The sequence below is a fragment of the Lutispora thermophila DSM 19022 genome (assembly GCF_900142105.1).
Lineage (GTDB): Bacteria > Bacillota > Clostridia > Lutisporales > Lutisporaceae > Lutispora > Lutispora thermophila.
Genome location: NZ_FQZS01000006.1, coordinates 208,529 through 229,035, shown reverse-complemented (window position 1 = coordinate 229,035; position 20,507 = coordinate 208,529). Strand labels below are relative to the sequence as shown.

Here is a 20,507-nt window from a genome sequence, read left to right as displayed (position 1 = left end):
ATATTCATAATACAGCCAAACAATACTTTTGGTAGGCTATTGCTTTTTACCATTCTGTGTGATAAAATACCATTTGTTAATTGATTTTTAAAGGAGGTGAATATATTGGCAAACATTAAATCCGCAGTTAAAAGAATCAAAGTTACAGAGTTCAAAACTCGTAGGAATAAGATGATTATTTCCTCCTTGAAAACTTCAATAAAGAAATTCGAAGAATCTGTAAAGGCCGGAAATCTTGAGGAGGCCCAAGTACTATATAGAAAGGCTGTTAGCTTAATAGATAAGGCAGCTGCAAAGGGAACCATCCACAAGAATACAGCTGCAAGGAAGAAATCAAGACTTTCCAGCAAATTGAAAGCTGCAATGTAATAGAATATAATAACCCTGGCAATATGCCAGGGTTTTTACTTTTTTCATTCATCAAATAAAGTAGTAAATAACAGTTCTATCGAAAGTCTCTCTTGCATTTTACCGGACTTAATATTAACATCACACTCTATGCACCTGTTAAAAGCATTGTACAATGTATCAAAACTCATTATGTCTATATGTTTCATATAGAGCTTTACCGTATATTCATGTATTTGTGCCTCTTTGGCAATTCCTTTTGCATCCAGCCCCTTACTTTTAAGCTCTTTTATCTTCATTAAGTTCTTGATTCCTTTTGAAATCATAGACAAAATACCAAATGAATTTTCACCGGATAAAAGCATATCATTATATATTTTGAGAGATCTTGAAATATCTTTCTGCCAACATGAATCAATTAGCTTGAATATATCATTTTCTAAACTCCTTCTTAATAAACCTTCTAGATGCTCTTCAGTTACTGTAATATCATCTCCCACATAAGCCAGCACTTTATTTATTTCGTTCTGTACATGATAAAGATTGGTTTCGGAATTTTTATCCAAATAGCCTATATTTTCTGCAAAATACTCTACAGTTGAAATCTTAATTGTTTTCCCGGCTCTTAAGAAATGTCCTCTAATCCATTGGACCAAATCACCCTTATCTATTTTGTCAAACTTATATACTCTTCCATTTTTATTGATATCCTTGAATAACTTTTTTCTTCCATCCACATCCCCATGATTTATAAATACTAAGCAAGTTGATTCTGGAATTTCAAAAATAAACTTTAAACCATCAGACTTATCATTTTCTTTTGGCTCCTCAATATATTCTTCTGATGATTTTTTAAATTTTGAAGCAAGCCCCTTATAATCCTTCACTACAACTAATCTTTTATCACTTCCAAAAGGCAAAGTGCTGCAAGCATTAATCAAATCCTTTATATCTAATGTGTCATCTTCAAAAATAGCGAGATTTATTTCAGGAAATCCCGTCAATACGTTTTTCTCCAGCTCTTCTAAGGCTTTATCCAGTAAAAAACTTTCACTGCCATATAATAAATATAATCTACCTATATCTCCCGATTTAAGGCTATTAATAAAAGACCTATACATAAAAATCCTCCTATGGTTTTGTACATATTATCTTACAGTTTTTAACTTCAACTTATCACCATTGGTAATAATCCTAATTGCTCCATTTGTATCTGTTCTATAAATAAGAGCTCCGGCTTTTTTGATGTTTTCCAGCACTTTTTCAGAAGGATGTCCGTATACGTTTTTCCCCACTGATATTAGGGAAATCTTTGGCGATACCTTGTTTATAAACTCCATACTGGAAGAAGTAGAGCTACCATGATGAGGAACCTTTAAAACAACAGAACCGATATCCAGATCTTTCAATATATTTTCTGCTTCTCTCTCAATATCTCCTGTAAAAATCATTGAAAATCTTCCGTAGTTTAATTTTGCAACAATGGAATTGTTATTTTCATCTGAGGAAGTCCCCACAATCAGTTTATCAGTTGGAAATAAAACTTCCAAGCATATATCCTTCTCCAATAAAATCTTATCCCTAGCACCAACATAATATATATTGGCACCTTTACGTCTGGATATATCAATGAGCCTTTCTAGCTTATCACTTTTAAATGGAGCTTTGGGCAATAAAAGATTTCTTATGTTAAACTCTTCAGCCACTTTTATAAGCCCTTCCATATGATCTTCATGAATATGAGAAACCATAACAGTATCAATGCCCCATACCCCTAATTTTCGTAGAGCCGGCACTGTCACTTTTGAACCAACATCGTAATAGAAATCGCCCTCTTTTGCTGACCCCCCACCATCTATCAATATATTCTTTCCCTTTGGTGTAGTAATCAATATAGAATCCCCTTGTCCCACATCCAACATCACTATTCTTAAGTCATCATTGATAATATATTTTACACTAATAACCATAGTAAATATAGCTGCCATCATATAGATATAGAACTTCCATTTCCATATATAATAACTTATATACTTGTCATAATTGACTAAGCAAATAAGAAATAAATAGTATATTAAATACACATAAATAGGTAATGCAGATATGCTTATGCCTGCAAATGGCAGACTGCCTGAAATTTCTACTATCTTAAGTAATACGGATATCAAATAATAATCGACAGCGAATACATATATAGATATGTATGGTAAAAAAACTCCTATAACAATGCCAGGAAAGGCTACAGCTATTATAGCATAGGTCATCGGTACAGCAATGATGTTAATGATAATATTGATTATTGATAAGTATTGAAAATAGTAAATCAAAATAGGAGCTATGCCCAATTGGACTGCTATCGATAAAGCGACAGAGTTGTTTATAATCTTTGGTATATTAATGGATTTGAGCTTATTAAGCACTGGATTATACAAAAAAGCTATGGAATAAATGCAACTATATGAAATTATAAAACCCTGATTGTGTATCAACATAGGATTAACAAGGAGCATTAGAATAGCTGAAAAAGAAGCTGATGAAACCAGATCATATTCCTTTCTATAAATCTTGCTTATAGTAAGGACAATCATCATCAAAAGAGCCCTCACCGCAGGTGGAGGACTTCCTATCATCATTGTATAATAAATTAGGATAAGTCCACATATTAATCTGCTTTTCCTTTCATTTACTTTCATCAAACTTAATAACTTATTAATCATAGATGCTACATATGCCACATGTAGACCCGAAACCGACAGCAAATGAGAAAGTCCGGTTTTCTGAAAATTAGTCAATTCTTCTTCATCAATCCACTGTTTGCTTCCTAATATAACTGCTTTCAAAAAAGCTGCCTCTTTTTCCGGCATAGCTGAATCAATAACTGCTTCCATTCTTTTTTTCATGTTATGTAATAGCAGGATTCTCAAATCTCCATTTGTCTCTTTTATCAATTCATTACTTGCCGATACAAACTGATTATATATTCCATTGCTTCTGTTATATAAACTATAATCCTGATCTCCAAAATTCCTTTTGTTTATAAACCCTACAGCTTGTCCTCTTGCTTTCACTAAATCTCCTGCTCTATAAAAAGAATTACCATAGTTCTTAAATAATATTTTTTCTTTATATTTATAATGCTTTCCTTGATACACAAATCCTTTCATCTCTGCATTGTAAGCAGTATAACTTCCTTTATTAATTCCGTCATCTATAATCAGCAACTCAACTTCTATATTCTTATTCTCATAGCTGCTCAACTTGCTTTCATAGGAAGCAAACCAGGTATAATCTATCATCCCTATAAAGAAAGCTAATATAATGAATATAAAAGTTTTATCTTTCTCCTTCAGATTCATAAAAAATAGACATAGCATTAATAGTAAGCTTATGATTATAATAACTATTGGTGGCTTGATTAAATTTGAGATTATCATGCCTGTAAATATTGAAATAGCTATATGAAACAGAGGCTTATCCATATACTGTTACTCCCATTTTAATAGTTATATGGAAATTATATCATAATATAGATATATACTTCCAGGTTATGCATATTAGAAAAAAATAAGAAAGCCTTCCTATGGAATCATTTAAAATACCCAAGGAAGCCTTCCCTCCGTGTTCTACTGAATCTAAACTCCAAATGAGTTAAGATTCAGTACAAACCCGATTAACAATTCTATGAATCAGAGAGCACTTTAGCTTTTCCTTATTAGAATTGTTTAAGCAATGCATTTAATGAAAGTATAGATTTAATAAGCTTATAACATTCCTAGCGTTATAAAACTGTCTGAGGCAGTTCTACATAAATCTTGTGGGTAACAGCATATCTATTAACCCTATTACCAATGCGCCTATTAAAGCGCCCCATATAGATACAGCCATGTTATTTACAAAATACTGTGTAAAATAAATTATAGCTGCAGATACTAAGAAACCCGATATTCCTCTTCCAAAAGGTGCTGCATCAAAATTGAACAGCATTCCGATTAGATAATCCACCGCAGAAATTACTAATGCAGCAATTAAAGCGGTCCAGAACCCTCTTATCGAAAAGCCCGGAACCAACCAGGAAGTAACTAGAAGGACAACAGCTGCCACTACAAACCTAATAATAAATCCTACAACGCTTCCTCCCATATTTTTTCTGGTTTCTCCATTATTCATGTTTCCTTCGTCCACTAAAGTTCACCTCCAAAATTTACATCTTTCGTATCGTTTACACACTATATATTATTGCTGTATTTTCTCTTTTTATTTATCCATTATTTCCCATAATCTTGTTTTTTACGACTTCTCATCTCTTGTACTGTATTCTTAGTTCCCGAATACAATCCTGCTGCTGAAAGTCCATATATAATTCCTTGAAATATTCTCATCTTAAGCTCTGGATGATCCAAATAAAAGACCCCAGCTATCACCCCCATGATCAATGAAACCAAAGCAGAAAACTTTCTCGGCAATCCCAAACTCTTTAATACTTCTGTTATAGCAATTATTACAGGTATTATAATGGCCTCACTAAGCATACATTCCCTCCTTTCCTCTGATATATTATATGAATCGGTAGTGCTTGTTTTATGCATGTTTACAAATAGCAACTAATAAGATAAACTATTTTAAAAGTATTCTCTTACACTTTTTGAGCCTTAGTAAGTTTCAATTTAATCCAACACAGGAGGATAGAAGATGACTGAAAAACTATATCTCAACAATTCTTATATTTATGAATTTGAAGCCAACATAATAAATTGCACTCCATATAATGGTTATTATGCTATAATCCTCGATAAGACAGCTTTCTATCCTGAAGGAGGAGGTCAACCTTCTGACCGGGGATATATAAATGAACATGAAGTATTAGATGTTATTGAAAAAGATGGACAAGTACTTCATATTGTAAATCATGGTATAAGCACCAGAAAGGTTATATGTAGAATAGACTGGAATAGAAGATATGATTTCATGCAGCAACATTCAGGGCAGCACATTCTTTCCCATTGCTTTTTAGAGTTATTTCAAGGTAATACAGACAGCTTCCACTTAGGCTCAAACACCGTAAGCATAGAAATAGATATCAAAGAATTCAGTCAATATGACTGCAATAAAATTGAAGCTATGGCTAATGAAATTATATACAACAATCTACCCATCTCTTCATCAGTTATCCCTGAAGAAGAGTTGAATAAGCTACCTTTAAGAAAGCAACCAAGTGTTAAAGATAATATAAGAATAGTCAAGATCGGAGATATTGACTATAATCCTTGTGGTGGCACCCATGTAATGGCTACAGGGGAAGTAGGAATTATAAAAATCGTAAAGTGGGAAAAATTAAAATCATCCTATAGATTCCATTTCTTATGTGGAAAGAGAGCACTGATGGATTATGGATATAAAAACTTGTTACTACAATCCTTGTGCGCAAAATTATCTGTAAAAGATTTTGATTTGGAAAAAGCTGTAGATAGACTGATGGAAGAAAACAAAATCCTAAATAAAGAATATATAAATTCTAACAAAGCTCTATTAAGATTTGAAGCAAAAGAGCTTTATAACTTATCTGACACAGTTAACGACATTCGAATAATTAAGTCAGTTTACAATGATAGAAAGTTTGATGATATAAAGTACATGGCCTCAGAATTAACAACAAGGGAGAAAACTATAGCATTGCTAGCAACGATAAATGAAAATGCGCAGGTAGTTTTCAGCCGTTCAGAAGATGTTTGCATGGACATGAATATGTTACTAAGATCTGTATTGCCTAAGATAAATGGTAAAGGGGGAGGTAGTTCAAAAACTGCTCTGGGAGGAGGATCTGTTGGAAGCATAAAATGCATGATGGAAGAAGCTTATGATTTATGCTTAAAATCTTTATCACAGGCATAATCACTTTCAATTTTTTTTACCAGCGTTTTTATTAGGGTCTTCAACATATCATTGACTTCATCTATTATATCTCCCATATCATCAGCTCTATTTATAGCACCTTCCAAATCGCTTTTATGGGCAAGGGTTATCCTGTTAAACTCATCTGCAGCTCCGACTAATAGCCTATAAGAGCTTACTAGTGGATTTAATAAATCAATAAGAATCTTGATGTCTCTTAATAAGGGATCTGAATGATCTATGTTTATTGTTTGTTTTTCTTCCATATTATCACCTGCTCACATGATAGAGTATCCTTTAAGCCTTCGACTTCTAAATAAAATTTATGTAACATTGTTAAATGTTATTCCCATTTTATGAGTTTTGAGGTGGATTATGAGTTTCCAAGTAGCTGTAAATCAAATTCTAATTTTATTTACAATAATGATCATAGGATTCATATGTAAAAAAACTAAGTTAATAGATGAAAACACGGAGAAATCTCTATCAAGTGTTATGTTAAACATAACACTTCCTTCACTTATGCTCTCCACAATAAATGTTAGCTATGATCCAGATACTTTGCCAAATATGCTCCAAATATTCTGTATTACAATTGTTTTTTATATCATAATAATATTGTTCGCCAATGGAACCGCTCGATTGTTTAGATTTAAGTCTCCTTTAGCAGATACTTACATTAACTTAATCACCTTTGCAAATGTCGGTTTCATGGGATTCCCCATAGTAAATGCCATGCTTGGTCAAATAGGAGTATTATACGCCACAATAGTCAATCTCATATTTAATCTATTATTGTGGACATATGGAATATTGATTATCAATAAGGAAGGTTCCATAGATTTAAAAAAGCTTTTCAATATTGGCACAATATCATCTTCTTTAACAATAATACTTTTTACATTGAAAATCAGAATGCCTGCAGTTCTTCTTACTGCATTGGATATGATTGGAGATATGACAACTCCTATCTCTATGATACTTATTGGTTCTTATATTGCAGATATTGATTCAGTAAAAAGCTTCTTTGATTGGAGAATAGGAGTGATATCCTTTTTCAGACTTTTATTGATACCTACTGTTTTAGCTTTTGTACTTAGCTGGTTAGGTATAAATAATACAGTGATCTCCTTATGTACAATATTGGCAGCTGCGCCTTCTGGCACTACCAATGCCATATTTGCTAAACAGTTCAATGCGGAACCGACTTTTACATCGGTTGCAGTATTTGTTACAACCCTCCTATTCTTAGTAACTCTACCATGTATAATATTCATTCTTAACAATTATATACTCATATAGTAAATGTCATTGGGTATAATAAATAAGATTATAGTAAAACCAGTTTCTACATCAGCAAGAAATTCCTTTTATGTAATACGTTTAATGGAATGAATAAATAAAAAATATACAATTTTAATGCATTATATTATTATTTCTACAAAAAACGATTGTTTTTATTTCTATGCTGTGATATTATGTTAAACGGAGCTTATAACAAGGGGGTAGATGGGTGCTGGTGTGCCCTCTGGTCTTCAAAACCAGCGTGGGGAGTTGGTAGCTTCCTGGGTGGGTTCGATTCCCACATACTCCCGCCAACTAAGATAAAAACCTCTCATTGGGAGAGGTTTTTTTATGATGTTTAGGAAAGTATGAATTTCATTAATTTATACTTTCCGTTAAAAGCATTTCAAGAAAGGCTTCATTGATTGTTATAAACGCTTCCAAAGGAAGCCTCTCTTATAAAAATATTAACTTTCCGTAATGACTTTCAAAAAAGCTTTTTCGTTAATAAAATACTTCCGTAAGCCTTTCTTATTTTTTTCATGAAGTTTTTATTCTTTTTTCTTAGCCATATCTATTAAGGCCGATACTTTTCCCATTATATAATCATATCCTTTTTCACTGTGAGGGATTAAACAATTACTGCAATCCTTTATTCCACCTTCAACATATTGATAATTTCCTCCACAATTTTCTTTTAGTGCATACAATGGACAATAGCAAAACAGACAATTGAACTTTTTATTATCTCCTGATTTATGGCAAGGATAAAATTCACATTCTTTATGGGTAAAAAATTTATATTGCTCTCCCACGTTACCCCCTCTTTCATATTTATTTGCTACTATGCAATATTCTCTTATCCTCTACTCTCCTGGTTATTTTGATTTGATCAAAATAATCCAAAATAGCCATAGCATATTTCCTACTGGTTCCTAACAGATCTCTAAACTCCCCAAGCTGTATAGATTTATTTTTCTTAATATAATCTACTACCAACTCTTTTGCATCTTTTATTGCTTCCTTTGAGAAAACTGTTTCCAAATCAACTCTTATGAGTTCTCCACTGTCTATTAAAGTATTATATATGGGTTCAAGTATCTTTTCCTGAAGTTTCAGTATTGTGCTTAAATCCTTATACTTCGGTGGATTGTACTTGTTGCTATTATATAAATCCATAATCTGCTTTCTTATTTTCTCCTGTTCTTCGCTTAACTCTACTTTAAAATCCCATAGTGAAACATTCTGTTCATTTACCTTTACCACTTTATTAGAAATCAGGAAACCATAAAGCTCATCGCTTACTTTTGGCTTTGTATAACTCATAACTTTTGTCCTAAGCTCCTCTTTTGACATCCCAGTTTTAAGCGGATTCTTTTTATGGAAATCCTCAAGGACTATCTTTACTTTTTCAACTAAATCCTCTAAAAACCTGCTGTGTACATAAAAAGCTCCTTCCATAGTCTTAAAGGATTTAATGGCACCCTTCTTTTCAAGATTCCCCAACACTATGTTGCAGCTTTCAATGGAGATATTGCCTGCTGCCTTTGCTATTGCAGCAACATCAGGATATGATTCACTCATCCTGAATATTTGCTGTTCTACAATATCTTCTATATCCCCCTTTTCTTTTACACTAAGCTCTTCTATATTTTCTTCTCTGAATCTTTTCCTTTTTGGAGGATTTGGATCCAATATTGTTCCTCCTCCTATGGTTATCATGGGTGAGTAAAATCTAATTACGAAACGATCATCCTTTTGACATGCAATTTGCTCTTCAAGCCTCATTTGTACAAATGCATTTTCTCCAGGTAGCAACTCCTCTCTATCAAGAAGTACAACTCTTCCAAATACTTCAGCAGATCCATGATATATCCTCAATCTATCTCTGTTGCTTATACTTCTCTCTGCATCTTTTAATAGCTCCAATTTTGCATCAAACATATATGTGGGTTCCATAGAATCTATTGCAGCAATAACATCACCTCTTGAAATCTCCTCCACTTTTATACCGGCTAAGTTTATTGCAACTCTTTGACCTGCTTCCGCAATACCTACCGTAGTCTCATGAACCTGTATACTTCTTACCCTGGACTCTATCTTATGCGGATAAATCATTATCTTATCGCCTTCTTTGATTGTTCCGGAAATTAAAGTACCAGTAACAATAGTTCCAAACCCTTGTATACTGAAAACTCTATCTATAGGAAGTCTCATTGGCTTATGAACATCTTTAGGTTCTACCTCTTCTGTGAGAAAATCAATTTCATTTACCAATCTATCCAAGCCTTCTCTCGTTGTAGAAGAAACCGGTATAATAGGTGCATTCTCTAAAAAAGTTCCCGAAACATCTTCTTTTACCTGTTCAATAACTATCTCAAGCCATTCATCATCTACCATGTCTTTTTTTGTAAGAACAATTATTCCCTTTTTTATTTTCAACAGTGACAATATATTCAAATGTTCCTTTGTCTGAGGCATAACACCTTCGTCAGCTGCAACAACAAGCATTACTAAATCTATACCACCGATGCCTGCCAACATATTTTTGATAAACCTCTCATGGCCCGGTACATCTATAATTCCTGCTCTTCTTCCACTAGGCAGATCGAAATAAGTAAAGCCCAACTCAATGGAAATGCCTCTTTCCCTTTCTTCTTTAAGCCTGTCTGTATTCCTGCCTGTTAAAGCTCCTATAAGTGTTGTTTTTCCATGATCTATATGTCCAGCAGTACCAATAATCACATGTTTCAAATCAGAAACCTCACTTTCGATCGACTTATTCTAAAGCTTTAATAAGTGCTTCTTCTATTATGTCAAACTCATCTTCCCAGATTGTCCTCATATCTATTAAAATTCTATCTTTAGATATTCGAGTAATTATAGGCGTTTCATTGCTTCTCAGCTTATTTTCCAGTTGATTAACGGAAATTCTATCCGATGATATGCTAATTACGATAGTAGGCATCTTGTGCATTGGCATAGAACCTCCTCCTACCTCCGAATAATCATCACATAGCAACATTGAACATTTATCCTCTAAGGAATGCATCAATTTGTTATATAACTTTTCTGCTCTCTTTCTTATTTCTTCTTTATCTTCTGTGAGCATTCTTAATACAGGTATTTCTTTTATAGCTCTTTGCTCATCCAAATAAAGCTTTAAGGTTCCTTCCAATGCTGCAAGGGTCATCTTATCAATTCTAAATGCTCTAGTTAGAGGATTTTTCTTCATTTCGTCTATATATTTTCTTTTACCAACAATTATACCTGCTTGAGGTCCTCCAAGCATCTTATCTCCACTAAAGGTTACTACATCCATACCGGAAGCAATTGCTTCCTGAACTGTAGGCTCATAGGGCAGTCCATATTTTGATAAATCTATAAGCATACCGCTTCCCAAATCTTCAATAACCGGTATACCTTTCTTTCTCCCTAAATCTACTAACTCGTCAGATTTAACTTCTTCTGTAAATCCTATTATCCTATAATTGCTTGTATGTACCTTCATCAATGCCTTGGTATTATCACCTATTGCTTTTTCATAATCCCACAAGTGAGTCTTGTTGGTAGTTCCCACCTCAACTAGCTTCGCACCACTTTGAGCCATAACATCTGGAACTCTGAAAGAACCTCCGATTTCAACAAGCTGTCCTCTCGACACTATTACTTCACCATCTTTTGCCATGGTGCTGAGAACAAGCATAACAGCTGCTGCATTGTTATTTACAACCATTGCAGCTTCAGCTTTAGTCAAATAACATAGTATTTCCTCAACATGGTCGTACCTGGATCCCCTTGAGCCTTTAGCAAGATCCATTTCTAGATTTGAATATCTGGATGAAATCTTTACAAGGTTATCAATTACAGCAGGACTAATACAAGCTCTACCTAAATTTGTATGAAGAACTACTCCGGTTCCATTTATAACATTCTTCAAATTGTTGCCGCTTTTATCCTTAACATAGGCGATAATTCCATCTATTATAGAATTATGACTTAATACAAGCTTATGGACATCCTCAGCTTGCAAAATACTTTCTCTGTACTTTTTCAGGTATTCTCTGATGGAATCCACTAGTACAGTTCTAGGGTATATATCTAATAGCTTTGTTATATGCTCATTATTTAATAACTCATCAACAGAAGGTATACTGCTAAGAAGTGCTTTTTTATCAGACATATTCATCCTCCATTTTTAAATTACTTCTAAAGGTTTTTTACCTTTATTTTTAACTTTTCCGATTATGCTGAAAGGAGTTTTGTTCTTTTCTCTCAGTAAGCTAAGTAATTCTTCAGCTTTGCCCTCACTGACGGAAATCATCAATCCTCCTGAGGTTTGAGGGTCAAATAATATATCTTTTATTTCCTGCTTTACGTTATTGATAAAAACCACTTTATCCCCTATATGTTCTTGATTCCTGTATGCACCTCCGGGGATTATACCCATTTTCGCAAGTTCAATGCTTTCCTGTACAACAGGTATATAATCGGACCATATTTCAATTGTTACATCGCTTCCTTCTGCCATCTCCAACGCATGACCTAATAATCCAAAACCTGTAATATCTGTGCAGCTGTTTACTCCCACAGCTTGCATTGCTTCACAAGCATCCTTGTTCAGATACGACATAATATTTATAGCCTTTTCTATTATTTCTTTTTCAACCAAATCTGCCTTTATTGCCGTGTTTAGTATCCCAATTCCTAAAGGTTTCGTAAGTATCAATACATCTCCAGGTTTTGCATTAGAATTTGTAACAACTTTATCTGGATGAACAATACCCATAACTGACAATCCATATTTAGGCTCATTATCCTCTACACTATGTCCTCCCGCTACCACTGCACCTGCCTCAAGAATTTTATCTGCACCGCCTTTAAGAATCTGCCCCAGTATATCCACCGAAAGGCAATTGGGAAAACATACAATATTCATAGCTGTTAAGGGCCTACCTCCCATGGCATACACATCACTTAAAGAGTTGGCAGCCGCCACTTGGCCGTACTTATAAGGATCATCTACAACGGGCGTAAAAAAATCCATTGTAAGTATTATACCAGTATCATCATTTATTTTATAAACAGCTGCATCATCTGATGTATCCAGACCAACTATTAAATTATCATCATTAAACTTTGGTAAATGGCGCAAAACTTGTGCCAAGGTCTCTGGACCTATTTTGGCCGCTCAACCTGAGCTATGTGTCATCTGCGTAAGCCTTTTATCTTTTATATCCATTTTATCATCCCCTTCATCAGCAACGATTGCTTCTGTTATTCTAACACAACTATTTTACCTTTATCAAATCCTTAATAGCTTCGTATCTCTTTGCTCCTATTCCTGAAACATTTTTTATATCCTCTATGCTTTTAAAAGGACCATTTGCTTCCCTATATTCTATAATCCGTTTTGCATAGGCTTCTCCAATTCCCGGTAAGCTGTCAAGTTCATCTATACCTGCAGTATTTATATTTATCTTTCCGTCATTGAAACTACTGTTTACGCTCGTTTTTCCATTGCCTGATAAAATTTCTGCCTTTTCAATATTCTCCCCAATTCTTGGTATATATACCTTCTCTTCATCCGATAGTTTTTTAGATAAATTAACTGCATCAAGATCTGCATCAACAAGAGCTCCTCCTACATAATTAAGAGCTTCTCCCAGTCTAGTGCCTTCTTTAATCCATATAAATCCTGGATTTTTAACTGCTCCACTAATATGAACCCCTATTAGTTCTGATTCCTGTTGAGTTCTCTTGATCTCATCTTCATCTTTTTTTGCGTCTTCATATTCATTACTTTCCAAAGATATCTCAGTAGGTTTATGAGAGTTAATATACACGTTCCCTATGAGAGCTAAAGCTAGAATAATTATAATGCAAATAAGCACTTTTTCTTTTTTGCTATACATAATTATCCACACCCCTCATTTTTGATACTACTTAGTTCTACATTCGATAAATTATTCCTTGTTTTTCACATATTCTTTATTTATTTAATGTTTTTTTAAACTTTTTTTGATATACTATTCTATGAATATTTGAATTGGAGGTAGAAATGAAGAAAAGAATCATAATTTTGACAGCAGTTTTAGTCTTTATATGCAGCTTTAGCACTACATGGGCAGAACCAAATATTACATCTCCTTCAGCTATTCTCATGGATGCAAAGACAGGACGGATCTTATATGAAAAAGAAAGTGAAGTACAAAGATTCCCTGCTAGCACCACAAAAATTATGACTGCCATACTATGTATAGAGCAAGGGAATTTAAATGATATTGTCACCATAGGCACTAACCCTCCTCTCATTGAAAAAGGAAGCAGTCAAATTTATCTTATTCCCGGTGAGCAGTTAACTTTAGAACAGCTCCTCTATGCAATGATGCTAGAATCTGCAAATGATGCTGCAGTAGCTATTGCGGAACATATATCAGGTTCGGTGGAAGAGTTTGCAAAGCTCATGAATAAGAGAGCTAGAGAATTAGGTGCACTAAATACGAACTTTGTAAATCCAAATGGTCTTCATGACGATACTCATGTTACTACTGCAAAAGATATGGCACTTATTGCCAAACATGCAATGACTTTACCTAAATTCAGAGAGGTTGTAAGTACACTAAAATATACTATTCCAGCGACCAATAAGCAACCTGAAAGAAATTACATAACAAACACAAACAAACTTCTATGGCAGACTTATAAAAAATACAGCTATGAATATGCAATCGGCATAAAGACGGGATATACAACAAAAGCAAAACATAATCTGGTAGCTGGAGCCCTAAAGGATGGAATGGAGCTCATATCTGTTGTAATGAATGAAAACAGCACAAACAGTGATGCTAATATGTACACAAACACCATTGCCCTCTTTGAGTATGGCTTTAATAATTTTACAAGCAGAAAGCTGTTAACAAAGGATCAGATAGTAACTACTATAACCATTCCTGATTCTGATGAGAAACTGAATCTTTTGGCTGCTGAAGACTTTTACTTTACTATGTCAGAAAATGAAACCTCAAAAATCGAAAGTAATATTACGCTATTGGACAATATCAGCAAACCTATAAGCAAAGGCCAGGTACTAGGTTATATAAGCTATTCCATAGATGGGGAAGAAATTTATAAGGTGAATTTGCTGTCAGCAGAAGAACTGTTATTGCCTGAAAAAAAATCTGTACCTGTTTTAAAATGGTTTTTTCGACTATTTATAGCTTATATTGTTTGGAGGACCATTGTAGTTACTAGCCGCTATATCAGAAAAAAAAAGAAGAAAAAAAAGAAAACAAGCTCCTGTACTCTTTATGGATAGAAAAAGAGGCCGATTCTGGTAATAGGCCTCTTTTTCTATATATTATTCAATATATGCTATTACTTCAATCTCTACCTGCACATCCAATGGAAGCCTTGCAGCTTCTATGCAGGATCTGGCAGGTTGATTTTTTGTAAAATACTGAGCATATATCTCATTGATCTTACTAAAGTTATTCATATCTTTGATAAATACTGTAGTTTTAAGTACATTATCTAGATTAGTACCTGCAGCTTCAAGTATTGCTTTAACATTTTCCAAACATTGTCTAGCTTGAGCTTGAATATCCCCCTCAGCTATCTTTCCTGTTTCAGGATTCAAAGGTGTTTGACCTGAAACAAACAAAAGATTTCCACATCTTATTCCTTGTGAATAGGGACCTATGGCTGCTGGAGCCTTAGTTGTGCTAATTACTTCTTTAACCATTTTCATACCTCCTAAAATTATGCATTTACTCTTATTTCATCCAAGTAGTTATAAATTGTGTACCTGGAAACACATAGCACTTTTGCAACATAGTCTACTGCTCCTTTTATCAAGAATACACCTTTCTCTTCCAAAGCTTCAACTATGCTTACTTTATCTTCCTTTGACATAAAAGCAACAGGCTTCCCGAAGTTCTCCAGTGTCTTATCTACAATATTGCTTAGAACTTCATTTATTGTACTTCCGAAACTATCTTCCTGACTCTCAACGGAAGAATCTTGAGAAGCAATTTCAAACATATCGTTTAGGATATTCTTCACTACAGTGATTTCAGATACGTCAATATTTATGCATAAGAAACCTATTAGCTCTCCATTTTCATCTTTTATATACATAAGGGAAGACTTAAGTATTCTACCATCTGATGTCTTTTTCATATAATTAATTTTAGGTTTATCGAATTGTCCCCTTTTAAGCGTTGATAGCCCATATTCACTCATTGGACCTCCTACCTGACGGCCTGTAACATGAGAATTAGCTATAGCAACTATTGAACTTTGAGGATTTTTTATATCATGCAAAACCACTTCACAATTTTTACCAAAAGTCTCTGCTAAACCTTCTACTATAGGAATGAATGTTTCCAATAAAGGATGTACTTTATTTTTCAAAGTTTACCCTCCCCACATACACATGTCTACTTTATATTGTATCACAATTAAAATCTCACTTCCATCATGGATGTGAGATTTTAATATAATCATTCAACAGTAATAGTTTTTGCATCTACCCAGAGCCTTTCCAGGTTATAAAAATTCCTTTCCTCTTCATAGAAGATATGAACAACTACATCATAATAATCCAATAGTATCCATCTGCCACTTCTAAATCCTTCTTTATGATGCAGTTGATAACCTTCTTTATCCATATTCTCTTCTACGTTATCACAAAGAGATTGAACATGCGTAGTGGAAGTACCTGTTGCAATAACAAAATAGTCACTTAAAGTAGAAAGTTCCCTAATATCGAGGACCTTTATGTCCTTTGCCTTTTTATCCTGTAATGTTTGTACGATTCTGTCAACCTTTAGCTTAGATATTTCCTGCAAAAATACCCCTCCAGTATATTGATTGTATTCATTTCCTGCTAACAACATCTGACTCTTGGTCATCTATGCTATCAATATTCTCTCCTGCACTTTTTTGGATGCCAATGGCACTGCATACTTCTTCATTAAACTGCTTTAACCCATCCTCATCATAGATAAAATAAGAAATATTATTAATATATTTTGCATCTCCAGGTAGAGTATACATCTTTATATTCTCTACATCAATATCCTTCAATCTTAATGCATAAGAAGCTAACTCAGACTGATCCATATTAGTCTTTAAATATTTGCTGGCAGTATCCAGTATTGAAAAAGCCTTAGGTAACATTTTGGGACTGGTCATATGCTCTATCAAGGCTTTAGCAAACTGTTGCTGAACAGGTATTCTATCCAAATCTCCATTTGCATAGGTTGCCCTATATCTTACAAAATGCACTGCATTCTTTCCATTTAGAACCTGTTCGCCTTTTTTAATATTTATATGAAGATTCTGAGTGGGATCATCATACTTCATATTTATAGGTACATTAACTTTCACTCCGCCCATTACATCGATTATCTTTTCAGCACCTTTAAAATCCATCGTAAAATAATAATGAATGGGTATATCTAGAAGTTTGCCTACAGTATCCATAGCCAGTAAGGCTCCCTCTTTTTTGCTCACTGCATGATTAATTTTGTCATAACCATAATTTTCAATATAAACCCTGGTGTCCCTAGGAATAGAAATAATAGCTGCTTTATTATTATCTTTATTAAATCTCACCACCATCATAAGATCTGATCTGGCATCATCTATGCCCATAACAAGAAAATTCACTATTGAATCATCTTTAGCACTTGGTGGTTGAAGATCAGGATTGTCTTCTATTATTTGAGCTAGTTCAGACTCATTATGCTTAAACTTGCCAAGATAATAATAAGTTGAACCTCCTATAATCAAAGCAAAAACCAGAAACGAAACAGTAAAAATTATTAAAAATCTCTTCATGATAACACTCCATTCATCATAGTGTTGTGTTTTTTATTAAAAAGTTTCTTGCATCGACTGTATCATGATGAAGCAGTCCTTTTCTATCAATAATATATTTAATTGTTAAGTCAAAAGCAAATAGCAAGGCTTTGTCTATGTCTTGATAAACTAAATCCCTTATATTATCAATACCATCAAATTTTCTTGAAGGTTCTATATAATCAGCAATAAAAACAATTTTCTCCATGAGAGTCATATTTTCTTTTCCTGTAACATGATATCTTACTGAAGAAAGTACCTCTACATCATCTATACCAAATATAGATCTTGCTATATAAACAGAACCTGGTCCATGCAGAATTTCAGGTATATTATAGCTTTCTTCGTCTACCGGGAAACCGCAATTCTGAGCATAATTGACTAAATCCTCATAACTTTCTTCCTTGCTGCAGTCGTGAATTAAACCTGCCAACCTCGCTTTACTTTCATCTACATCATAATGCTCTGCGATAGATGCAGCAATATCAGCTACATTTAAAGAATGGATGTACCTTTTTTTTGATAAATGCTCTTTTAAGTACTTATCTATAAAATTCAATCCCACCATAGCAAACTCCACTACTTCACATACAAACCGTTCTTTCTTATATAATGCTCCACAGACTCAGGCAATAAATACCTTATAGTCTTATTGTTTTTTATCCTATTTCTAATATCTGTAGATGAAATTGCTAAAGAAGGTACTTCAATACTATATATCTCCTTACCGTATTTAGACTTGATTTCTTCAAGCTTTTGTTCCATTTCATATCCATAAAAACCCGGTCTCGTGGCAGCTACAAACTGACACATTCCCAATAACTCCTCTACATTGTGCCATGTAAGTATTTCTAAAATGGCATCGGCACCTGTAATAAAATAGATTTCTGCATCATCGCCATGTATTTTTCGTAGTTCCCTTATTGTATCAACGGTATATGTGATACCGCTTCTTTCTATCTCCAAACGAGAAACTTCGAAATAAGGGTTTGTTATCGTAGCCAAAACTGTCATTAAATATCTGTGATACGCATCTGTAGTAAGTCTATTCATTTTATGAGGAGGATTTTTAGTTGGCATAAAAAGAACCTTTTCCAACTGAAACTTATCTCTTACTGCCTCAGCTGTTACCAAATGTCCGTAATGTATTGGATCAAAAGTACCTCCCATAACCGCCAGTCTTTTATATATATTTACTCTATCGTTTTTATCCATCTTCTTTTGTACCTCATTCTATTATTATACTGCATTCATTATCATGCAGATGTAAATATTATACACCATTATTTTTTTGCAAGCAATTAAAAACCGCAAATTATTGCAAATACTGATCATTAGCTTTTTATCATCTTCATATAATATATGAAGATGAGCTTTTGAAAAAAATTCTATACACTTTGTTAACTTTTTAACTTTATCATAGTATAGACATTATCCCCTTTAAAAAATTTTATCTTAGAATTATTACATCACAAAACATAAAAAGGTAGCCTTTCGACTACCTGTCTATAATCCCACAACCCGTTTCAGTAATATCTTCAAATACTCCAAATTAACAGGCTCTTTGCCTTCAAGTACATTTGTCCAATACTGAGTTGCTGTTATATATCCCTTTTGCCTCAATCTATCCACGATAACTAAAATCTCTTGCTTATGTTCTTCATATACAATATAAGGACATTTACACCATCCAGTCCATGGTGTTGCTCCGGTTCCTTTCAAAGGTGTTTTCACCACCCCGTATTTCGTTCCTTTTGCTTCGATTACCCATCCACCACCTATATATACACCTATATGCCCTGATTTGTATACCAAAATTCCCGGAATCTCTGGCAAGTTATTAATTTGACCTTTTTCTTTTGCAGCATTTACCATACCGCCTACATTTACATCTGTCTTTGAATCATATTTTATACCGTTACCGGTATCCCAAATATATGCTTTTATTAGGCCAATACAATCCACAGTTTTTTTCCCAAGCCAATTTTTTCTGATGAAACTTTCATACTGTCCTACTTCTTTAGGATACTGCTTCAACTTTTGCTTAAGTAATGTTTCATTGAGTGTCAGACCGAATGTCCCCCATACATAACCCCATTTCTCTTTCAATGCTTTTTGAGCATACTCTACAAGACCTTTATTAGTTTTCATTCATTCATCACTTCGCCCTTAATAAACATATTTTACTATACTTAATTCATATACCTATACTTCTCTGCCTAATATAGAATATTAGAACATATGCTGTAATAGTTCCTATGAATGATGGGAATTCTTTATGACTCCTCTTAAAACATTTAATCCAATATTTTGTAAAATTCCATGAACATAAAATATAATTTATTTTCATAAAGGAAATTTAAATTTCAATCATGCTTATACCATCAATTGAGGTAATTGCCTTAATTATATCCTCAGGTTTTAAGTCTTTTGTTCCTTTCAATACCAGCTTTATTATCACATTGTACTCATCTATTGGTTCAATAGAAATGTTCTTTATAGCAACATTGAGTTTCCCCAATTCAATGCCAATTTTACCTAATTGCCCAGGCTTATCCACAGACTTTATGATTAAATGAAGATATTGTCTTTTTTTATTTATAACTACTTCTATTTTATTCAATGTAATCAAGGATAGCAGTACAAAAATAGTAGCACATATTGCTCCAGAATAGAATCCAAGCCCACACACCAAGCCTATGCAAGCTACTGACCAAAGACTGGCTGCAGTTGTAAGGCCCCTTATGGTTGCACCCTCTTTGAGTATTGTACCGGCCCCTAAAAAGCCTATTCCACTTATGACTTGTGCACCTAATCTCATTGGATCCATATTAGCTTGATATTTAAGCAATTCAAATGCATACAAGTTTCCTATCATAACTAGTGAAGAAGCTACACTCACTAATATATGAGTTCTAAAACCTGCGGGACGATTTGAGGTTTCTCTTTCTAAACCGACCAATCCAGCTAATACCGCTGCTGTACCAAGTCTTAATAATACATCCAATAAACCAGTCATAAACATCACTCCTGTTATATCACTCACTTGAGGCCTTATTGCCTAAAATTCATTGATTCTAAAGTTCATGTATCAAATAAGCCTCACTAAATTATACGTA

Annotated in this window: 22 protein-coding genes and 1 tRNA gene; 5 read left to right on the top strand and 18 right to left on the bottom strand. The window is 33.7% G+C overall.

Features of this window, described 5'->3' with window-relative positions:
* Nucleotides 1-105 precede the first annotated feature (105 nt).
* Nucleotides 106-369, top strand: a complete 264-nt coding sequence (gene rpsT / locus BUB48_RS05455) for a 30S ribosomal protein S20 (RefSeq protein ID WP_073025233.1) — start codon at nucleotides 106-108, stop codon at nucleotides 367-369.
* A gap of 44 nt (nucleotides 370-413) precedes the next feature.
* On the opposite strand, the gene holA is transcribed toward rpsT, so the two are convergent.
* The 4 genes from holA to BUB48_RS05435 all read right to left on the bottom strand — a co-directional run bounded on the left by holA (nucleotide 414) and on the right by BUB48_RS05435 (nucleotide 4,877).
* Nucleotides 414-1,469, bottom strand: coding sequence for a DNA polymerase III subunit delta (holA, locus tag BUB48_RS05450; protein WP_073025232.1), 1,056 nt, complete (start codon nucleotides 1,467-1,469; stop codon nucleotides 414-416).
* A 27-nt stretch (nucleotides 1,470-1,496) separates the two neighbouring features.
* Nucleotides 1,497-3,827, bottom strand: coding sequence for a DNA internalization-related competence protein ComEC/Rec2 (locus BUB48_RS05445; protein ID WP_073025231.1), 2,331 nt, complete (start codon nucleotides 3,825-3,827; stop codon nucleotides 1,497-1,499).
* A 322-nt stretch (nucleotides 3,828-4,149) separates the two neighbouring features.
* Entirely contained in the window at nucleotides 4,150-4,530 is a 381-nt protein-coding gene (locus BUB48_RS05440) for a phage holin family protein (protein WP_333782559.1), read from the bottom strand.
* 83 nt (nucleotides 4,531-4,613) lie between these two features.
* Nucleotides 4,614-4,877, bottom strand: coding sequence for a hypothetical protein (locus BUB48_RS05435; protein ID WP_073025230.1), 264 nt, complete (start codon nucleotides 4,875-4,877; stop codon nucleotides 4,614-4,616).
* A 160-nt stretch (nucleotides 4,878-5,037) separates the two neighbouring features.
* On the opposite strand from BUB48_RS05435, the gene BUB48_RS05430 reads away from it, so the two are divergent.
* Nucleotides 5,038-6,237: an alanyl-tRNA editing protein gene (locus BUB48_RS05430; RefSeq protein WP_073025229.1), complete on the top strand. Its 1,200-nt coding sequence runs from the start codon at nucleotides 5,038-5,040 to the stop codon at nucleotides 6,235-6,237.
* Here BUB48_RS05430 and BUB48_RS05425 read toward each other — a convergent pair.
* Nucleotides 6,201-6,503, bottom strand: a complete 303-nt coding sequence (locus BUB48_RS05425) for a hypothetical protein (RefSeq protein ID WP_073025228.1) — start codon at nucleotides 6,501-6,503, stop codon at nucleotides 6,201-6,203. The genes BUB48_RS05430 and BUB48_RS05425 overlap by 37 nt on opposite strands.
* A gap of 109 nt (nucleotides 6,504-6,612) precedes the next feature.
* On the opposite strand from BUB48_RS05425, the gene BUB48_RS05420 reads away from it, so the two are divergent.
* Both BUB48_RS05420 and BUB48_RS18020 read left to right on the top strand, forming a co-directional pair.
* Nucleotides 6,613-7,539, top strand: a complete 927-nt coding sequence (locus BUB48_RS05420) for an AEC family transporter (protein ID WP_073025227.1) — start codon at nucleotides 6,613-6,615, stop codon at nucleotides 7,537-7,539.
* 199 nt (nucleotides 7,540-7,738) lie between these two features.
* Nucleotides 7,739-7,835, top strand: a tRNA-Sec gene (locus BUB48_RS18020).
* 237 nt (nucleotides 7,836-8,072) lie between these two features.
* Here the strand turns inward: BUB48_RS18020 and BUB48_RS05415 are convergent.
* From BUB48_RS05415 to BUB48_RS05395, 5 genes are read right to left on the bottom strand one after another with little or no spacing between them, the layout of a single operon-like run.
* A complete protein-coding gene (locus tag BUB48_RS05415) occupies nucleotides 8,073-8,336 on the bottom strand; it encodes a cysteine-rich small domain-containing protein (RefSeq protein ID WP_073025226.1) in 264 nt (87 codons plus the stop codon).
* Between the two features lie 19 nt (nucleotides 8,337-8,355).
* Nucleotides 8,356-10,275: a selenocysteine-specific translation elongation factor gene (gene selB / locus BUB48_RS05410; RefSeq protein WP_073025225.1), complete on the bottom strand. Its 1,920-nt coding sequence runs from the start codon at nucleotides 10,273-10,275 to the stop codon at nucleotides 8,356-8,358.
* A 25-nt stretch (nucleotides 10,276-10,300) separates the two neighbouring features.
* Nucleotides 10,301-11,704: an L-seryl-tRNA(Sec) selenium transferase gene (gene selA, locus BUB48_RS05405; RefSeq protein WP_073025224.1), complete on the bottom strand. Its 1,404-nt coding sequence runs from the start codon at nucleotides 11,702-11,704 to the stop codon at nucleotides 10,301-10,303.
* A gap of 15 nt (nucleotides 11,705-11,719) precedes the next feature.
* Complete coding sequence (selD, locus tag BUB48_RS05400; RefSeq protein ID WP_084524386.1) at nucleotides 11,720-12,763, bottom strand: selenide, water dikinase SelD; 1,044 nt, start codon at nucleotides 12,761-12,763, stop codon at nucleotides 11,720-11,722.
* A gap of 49 nt (nucleotides 12,764-12,812) precedes the next feature.
* Nucleotides 12,813-13,436: a DUF655 domain-containing protein gene (locus BUB48_RS05395; RefSeq protein WP_073025222.1), complete on the bottom strand. Its 624-nt coding sequence runs from the start codon at nucleotides 13,434-13,436 to the stop codon at nucleotides 12,813-12,815.
* 146 nt (nucleotides 13,437-13,582) lie between these two features.
* Here BUB48_RS05395 and BUB48_RS05390 point away from each other — a divergent pair, with 146 nt between their 5' ends.
* On the top strand, nucleotides 13,583-14,839 hold the full coding sequence (locus tag BUB48_RS05390) for a D-alanyl-D-alanine carboxypeptidase family protein (RefSeq protein WP_073025221.1): 1,257 nt from the start codon (nucleotides 13,583-13,585) through the stop codon (nucleotides 14,837-14,839).
* Nucleotides 14,840-14,881: 42 nt separating this feature from the next.
* On the opposite strand, the gene BUB48_RS05385 is transcribed toward BUB48_RS05390, so the two are convergent.
* From BUB48_RS05385 to BUB48_RS05350, 8 genes are all read right to left on the bottom strand, one after another.
* A complete protein-coding gene (locus tag BUB48_RS05385) occupies nucleotides 14,882-15,265 on the bottom strand; it encodes a RidA family protein (RefSeq protein WP_073025220.1) in 384 nt (127 codons plus the stop codon).
* 17 nt (nucleotides 15,266-15,282) lie between these two features.
* Nucleotides 15,283-15,936, bottom strand: a complete 654-nt coding sequence (locus tag BUB48_RS05380) for a helix-turn-helix transcriptional regulator (protein WP_073025219.1) — start codon at nucleotides 15,934-15,936, stop codon at nucleotides 15,283-15,285.
* A gap of 89 nt (nucleotides 15,937-16,025) precedes the next feature.
* Nucleotides 16,026-16,364 (bottom strand): ribosome silencing factor, encoded by a 339-nt coding sequence (rsfS, locus tag BUB48_RS05375; protein WP_408631039.1) that lies wholly within the window; start codon nucleotides 16,362-16,364, stop codon nucleotides 16,026-16,028.
* A 37-nt stretch (nucleotides 16,365-16,401) separates the two neighbouring features.
* Nucleotides 16,402-17,367, bottom strand: a complete 966-nt coding sequence (locus BUB48_RS05370; protein ID WP_073025217.1) for an LCP family protein — start codon at nucleotides 17,365-17,367, stop codon at nucleotides 16,402-16,404.
* A gap of 16 nt (nucleotides 17,368-17,383) precedes the next feature.
* A complete protein-coding gene (yqeK, locus tag BUB48_RS05365) occupies nucleotides 17,384-17,956 on the bottom strand; it encodes a bis(5'-nucleosyl)-tetraphosphatase (symmetrical) YqeK (protein WP_073025216.1) in 573 nt (190 codons plus the stop codon).
* An 11-nt stretch (nucleotides 17,957-17,967) separates the two neighbouring features.
* Entirely contained in the window at nucleotides 17,968-18,603 is a 636-nt protein-coding gene (gene nadD / locus BUB48_RS05360) for a nicotinate-nucleotide adenylyltransferase (protein ID WP_073025215.1), read from the bottom strand.
* A 291-nt stretch (nucleotides 18,604-18,894) separates the two neighbouring features.
* Nucleotides 18,895-19,539, bottom strand: a complete 645-nt coding sequence (locus tag BUB48_RS05355) for an NlpC/P60 family protein (RefSeq protein ID WP_073025214.1) — start codon at nucleotides 19,537-19,539, stop codon at nucleotides 18,895-18,897.
* 208 nt (nucleotides 19,540-19,747) lie between these two features.
* Nucleotides 19,748-20,407, bottom strand: coding sequence for an MgtC/SapB family protein (locus tag BUB48_RS05350; protein ID WP_073025213.1), 660 nt, complete (start codon nucleotides 20,405-20,407; stop codon nucleotides 19,748-19,750).
* Nucleotides 20,408-20,507 lie beyond the last annotated feature (100 nt).